General features: G+C 34.9%; 4 protein-coding genes. 2 read left to right on the forward strand and 2 right to left on the reverse strand.

The genetic code is table 11. The features are described 5' to 3' along the window. The first annotated feature begins 137 nt into the window (after positions 1 to 137). The gene (gene pafA / locus B0A80_RS20535) at positions 138 to 1754 is read left to right on the forward strand and encodes an alkaline phosphatase PafA (RefSeq protein ID WP_089078500.1); all 1617 of its coding nucleotides are present in this window, start codon (positions 138 to 140) and stop codon (positions 1752 to 1754) included. Positions 1755 to 1887: 133 nt separating this feature from the next. Here the strand turns inward: pafA and ald are convergent, their stop codons facing one another. Continuing rightward, positions 1888 to 3006: an alanine dehydrogenase gene (ald, locus tag B0A80_RS20540; protein ID WP_089078501.1), complete on the reverse strand. Its 1119-nt coding sequence runs from the start codon at positions 3004 to 3006 to the stop codon at positions 1888 to 1890. Between the two features lie 200 nt (positions 3007 to 3206). On the opposite strand from ald, the gene B0A80_RS20545 reads away from it, so the two are divergent. Beyond that, the gene (locus B0A80_RS20545) at positions 3207 to 3665 is read left to right on the forward strand and encodes an Lrp/AsnC family transcriptional regulator (RefSeq protein WP_017498637.1); all 459 of its coding nucleotides are present in this window, start codon (positions 3207 to 3209) and stop codon (positions 3663 to 3665) included. A 115-nt stretch (positions 3666 to 3780) separates the two neighbouring features. On the opposite strand, the gene B0A80_RS20550 is transcribed toward B0A80_RS20545, so the two are convergent. Beyond that, positions 3781 to 5229: a glyceraldehyde-3-phosphate dehydrogenase gene (locus B0A80_RS20550; protein WP_070907535.1), complete on the reverse strand. Its 1449-nt coding sequence runs from the start codon at positions 5227 to 5229 to the stop codon at positions 3781 to 3783. Between the last annotated feature and the right edge of the window lie 79 nt (positions 5230 to 5308).

A 5308-nucleotide genomic window follows, 5' to 3' on the forward strand; every position in this document is an offset into this window, starting at 1 on the left:
ACCCAAAGGGGAACGCCATAATTGCTCTATTAATTTGGTTTTTGTTAAAATACAGTCATTTTTTGTTTTTTAAGATGGTGTGATAGATTTTTTTAAATGCTATTGAGTATTTTTGTTTGAAACATTATAAATTAAGTATGAAAAAAACTATTGTATTGTTGACACTGTTTGTAATTTCAAATTTAAGTGCTCAGCAGCGCCCTAAGTTGGTGGTAGGTATTGTGGTAGACCAGATGAAAATGGAATATTTGTATCGGTTCTCAGATGATTTTTCGTCTAATGGATTTAAGAGATTGATGAATAATGGATATACTTTTCAGAATATGCATTACAATTATATGCCTACTTACACTGCTCCTGGTCATGCGTCTATTTATACGGGGACCACACCGGCAACTCATGGAATTGTAGGAAATGAATGGTTTAGCAGAACGCTTGGTAAAGATACCTATTGCACGGATGATGCTAGTGTGAAAACAGTTGGCGATGGTACTGCTGAAGAAGGTGCGATGTCTCCTAAAAACTTGCTAAGTACTACTATTACTGATGAAGTAAGAATGGGAACTAATTTTGAAGGTAAAGTGATCGGAATGAGTTTGAAAGATCGTGGTGCGATTTTACCGGCAGGACATTTTGCGAATTGGGCTTTCTGGTACAGTAAGACTGGTTCTTTTATTTCGAGTACTTTTTATGGTGAAAAGTTACCAGAATGGGTTTCGGAATTCAATAATGAGAAGCGTTATATGACGTATATCAATAAAGGGTGGGATTTGTATAAGCCACTTTCAGTTTATAATGAGAGTTTACCGGATAATAATCCATACGAAGGGAAGTTGTATGGAAGTGCTGCGCCGGTTTTTCCTTATGATTTAAAGGGTATGTACGAGAAGAATGATGCGGGGGTTTTGAGAGCTACTCCTTATGGAAATGATTTGTTAGCAGAGTTCGCTATGAAAGCGATCGAAAAGGAAGAGTTAGGGAAAGATAATATAACTGATTTTCTAACGGTAAGTTTTTCTTCTACAGATTATGTGGGGCATTTACTTGGACCAAGATCGATGGAACTTCAGGATACTTATTTAAGATTGGATCAGACAATTGCTGACTTTTTAAATTATTTAGACAAAACGGTTGGGAAAGACAATTATCTGTTATTCTTAACAGCTGATCATGCGGGTGCTGAGAATGTGATCTATTTAAAGGATCGAAAGTATAATGTAAACAATTATCCGGTTAAGGATGTTAGAAAGAGTCTGCAGGATTTTTCAGTGAAAACATTTGGTGTAGATTTGATTTTAAATTATTCGAACTTTAATGTGTTTTTGAATAAGCCAGTTCTTAAGAAAAAAGGACTTGATTTAGTAAAAGTGAAGCAGAGTTTTAAAGAGTTTTTGATTTCACAGCCACAAGTTAAAAGAGCATATACAGAAGAGGAAATTTTAGCAAATTCCGGAAAGGATTATTATCTTGATTTTATAGCGAAAGGTTATGATGTAACTCAAAATGGAGATTTGATTATCCTTGATAAACCTGGAAATATTGAATATTCTACTACAGGAACATCACATGGAACTCCTTATAGTTATGATACACATGTGCCGGCTATTTTTTATGGATGGCATATTAAAAAAGGTGAGTCATACGACAAAAAGGCTATAACTGAAATTGCGCCGACAATAGCCCAAAAAATTAAAGTAACTTTTCCAAATGGAACAGAAGCAAAAGTGTTGCAGGAAGTTCTAGATGAAAAATAGTTTTTCGGTACTTGAAAGCTATATAGAGCCTGTCATGTTTTATGACAGGTTTTTTTATGCGTAAAAAAAGGCTTCTCAATTAAGAAAAGCCTTTTTGATAGTGATTTAGTAAGCACTTATTTTAATGTTAGCACTATGCGTTTGCTAACACTATTTCTTCGTTGAAAGGTAAATTCCACGCTTCAGCAACTCCTTTGTAAAGGATTTTTCCATTAGCAATGTTTAATCCTTTTTTCAATTCTTCGTTTTCGTTACAAGCTGTCTCCCATCCTTTGTTTGCTAATTGTACAGCATAAGGTAAAGTAGCATTTGTTAAAGCTAAAGTAGAAGTGTAAGGAACAGCTCCCGGCATATTTGCTACACAATAGTGAACAATATCATCGATGATGAAAGTTGGGTTTTCGTGAGTTGTAGGAGTACAAGTCTCGATACATCCACCCTGATCTACAGCTACGTCAACAACAACAGTTCCAGGACGCATTAATTTTAACATGTCACGAGTAATTAAGTGAGGTGCTTTTGCTCCCGGGATCAAAACGGCACCAACAATTAAATCAGCTGTAGCGATTGCTTTAGTGATATTGTAGTGGTTAGACATTTCTGTGTTCACGTTAGCTGGCATGATATCATCTAAATAACGTAAACGTGGTAAGCTTAAATCCATGATAGTAACCTGAGCACCTAAACCAGCAGCCATTTTAGCAGCTTGAGTTCCTACGATTCCTCCTCCTAAAACCAATACTTTTGCTGGTGGAACACCTGGAACACCTCCTAAAAGAATTCCTCTTCCTTTTAATGGTTTTTCAAGGTATTTTGCCCCTTGTTGGATAGCCATACGACCTGCAACTTCAGACATTGGTACTAATAATGGTAAACTGCGGTCTGCTTTTTCAACAGTTTCGTAAGCTAAACATACAACACCTTTCTCAAGCATAGCATGAGTTAATGGCTCTGATGAAGCAAAGTGGAAGTACGTGAATAATAATTGATCTTTTTTGATTAATGGGTATTCAGAAGCAATAGGCTCTTTTACTTTAATAATCATTTCTGCAATGGCATATACTTCTTCAATAGTTCCTAAAACTACCGCACCTGCATTTGCATATTCATCATCACTGAAACCACTTCCTAAACCGGCTGTAGCTTGTACGTAAACAGTATGTCCGTGTTTTCTCATTTCAGAAACTCCTGCAGGAGTTAATGCTACACGGTTCTCATTGTTTTTGATTTCTTTTGGAACACCTATTATCATTTTGTTATCTTTTTTATTTTTTGTTGAAATTGTTTTACAAAACTACAGATAGAGAATATATTATTGATTAATGTGGAATAAATAAGAAAATATTATTTTATTTTATACTTTTACAGAAAAATATACTGTTTCAGGAAAGCAAATTGCCTCTAAAAAGAAAAAATGACTAAATTTTATTAATCAATGAAAACGTTTTCGTTATGGCTTTAGATGAAATTGACAAGAAAATCTTACGACTTTTACAGGAAAATGCGCATTATACTTTAAAAGACATTGCGAACAAGATAAATCTGTCTCTGACACCAGTTCATGATAGGGTGAAACGTCTTGAAAAAGAGGGTGTTATAGAGAAGTATGTCTCTATTTTAAACAAGAAAAAACTCGGTAATAATTTAACGGTGTATTGTCAGGTGACCCTCACAAAGCAGACTTATGATACTTCGGAAGGATTCAATCAGTCTATTTTAAATCTGCCTGAAGTGGTGGAGTGTAATTATGTTTCGGGAAATTTTGATTATATGTTGAAAGTTGTCATTCCCGATATGGAAAGTTTTCATCACTTTCATCAAAAAAAATTAGCAGTTCTTCCTGAAGTTTCTCTGATCAATACTGTTTTTGTAATTTCAGAGGTAAAGAGTACTACAGTTTTACCCATATAGTTTCAATAAGCTGTTGGAACTTTTTTTGGATTAAAATTGTGATGATTTGAAATTTAAAAGAAAAGCCACCAAGAAAAACTTGATGGCTTTGCAGTATTAGTGGTTTTGATGTATCCTAGTAGTAAGTAAAACGTCTTACTTTGGCAATGTATTTTGCCAGACGAATTACCTGGTGGCTGTAGCCGTATTCGTTATCGTACCAAATGTATAATACAATGTTTTTACCATCTTTTGAAACAATTGTAGCGTTACTGTCATAGATTGAAGGAGCTGAAGTTCCTACGATGTCTGATGAAACCAATTCGTTGTTCAATGAATATTTGATTTGCTCTACTAATTCACCTTCCAAAGCGTATTTCTTCATGATCTTGTTGATAGCCGGGATCGAAGTTGCTTTTTTAACTTCTAAGTTTAAAACTACCAATGAACCGTTTGGAACAGGAACTCTGATGGCATTAGATGTTAATTTTCCTTCTAATGATGGCAATGCTTTTGCAACGGCACTTCCTGCACCGGTTTCGGTAATGACCATGTTTAAAGCTGCTGCTCTTCCACGACGGTATTTTTTATGCATATTGTCAACCAAATTCTGGTCGTTTGTATAGGCATGGATAGTTTCTAAGTGTCCTTTTACTACACCTAAAGTATCTTCAACAGCTTTTAATACTGGTGTGATAGCATTTGTCGTGCAGGATGCAGCAGAGAAAATATCAATTTCGTCAGGATTGTACTCGTTATGGTTTACTCCGTGAACGATATTTGGAACTCCTTTTCCAGGAGCAGTCAATAAAACTTTACTGGCTCCGTTAGAAGTTAAGTGTCTTTTTAAAGCTTCTTCTGTTGTAAAAGCTCCTGTATTGTCAATAACTAAGGCCTCATTGATTCCGTATAAAGTATAATCAATTTCTTCCGGTGAATTTGCTGTAATGATATGAACGGTAGTTCCGTTGATAATTAATGCATTGTTTTTTGGATCGGCAGTAACAGACCCTTGAAAATCTCCATGTATTGAATCGTATCTTAAAAGAGAAGCTCTTTTCTCTAATGTCGAAGCGTCATTTTTGTCTCTGGTAACAATCGCTCTCAGTCGCAATTGATTTCCTTTACCGGTTTTAGACATTAATTCTCTTGCTAATAAACGGCCAATTCTTCCGAAACCATATAAAACAACATCTTTTGGCTGAATTTCTTCTGAAGATTTTGCTTCTTTCAATTTATCGATTACAAAATATCGCGCATCAGGATACTTTTCATCTTCTAAACGATATTCGTAAGTTAGTTTTCCAAGATCTAACTTAGCAGGTGGAAGATCTAAAGATAAAATAACTCTCGCGATTTCCACAGAATCAAAAATGGTGATAGGCTTGCCTACGAATTCACCGGCATATTGATGCAAATTGATAATATCGCTGACATTTTGATCCAGTAATTGGTTTTTGAAAAGAACCATTTCAATGGATTTGTCATACCATAAATCGCTTATGATTTTGATTAATTCGACACCAGCTCTTCTTCGGTCGACTTGTAATGATACCTCTTTTTGGTACAAAGATTTTTTGCTCATAATTGATTAAATTGAAAAAATAAATAGACGACTATTTTTAAATTTTGCGCAAAAGTACCCATTTCAATCGATTTCGTAA

This window comes from Flavobacterium tructae, from assembly GCF_002217475.1.
Taxonomy (GTDB): domain Bacteria; phylum Bacteroidota; class Bacteroidia; order Flavobacteriales; family Flavobacteriaceae; genus Flavobacterium; species Flavobacterium tructae.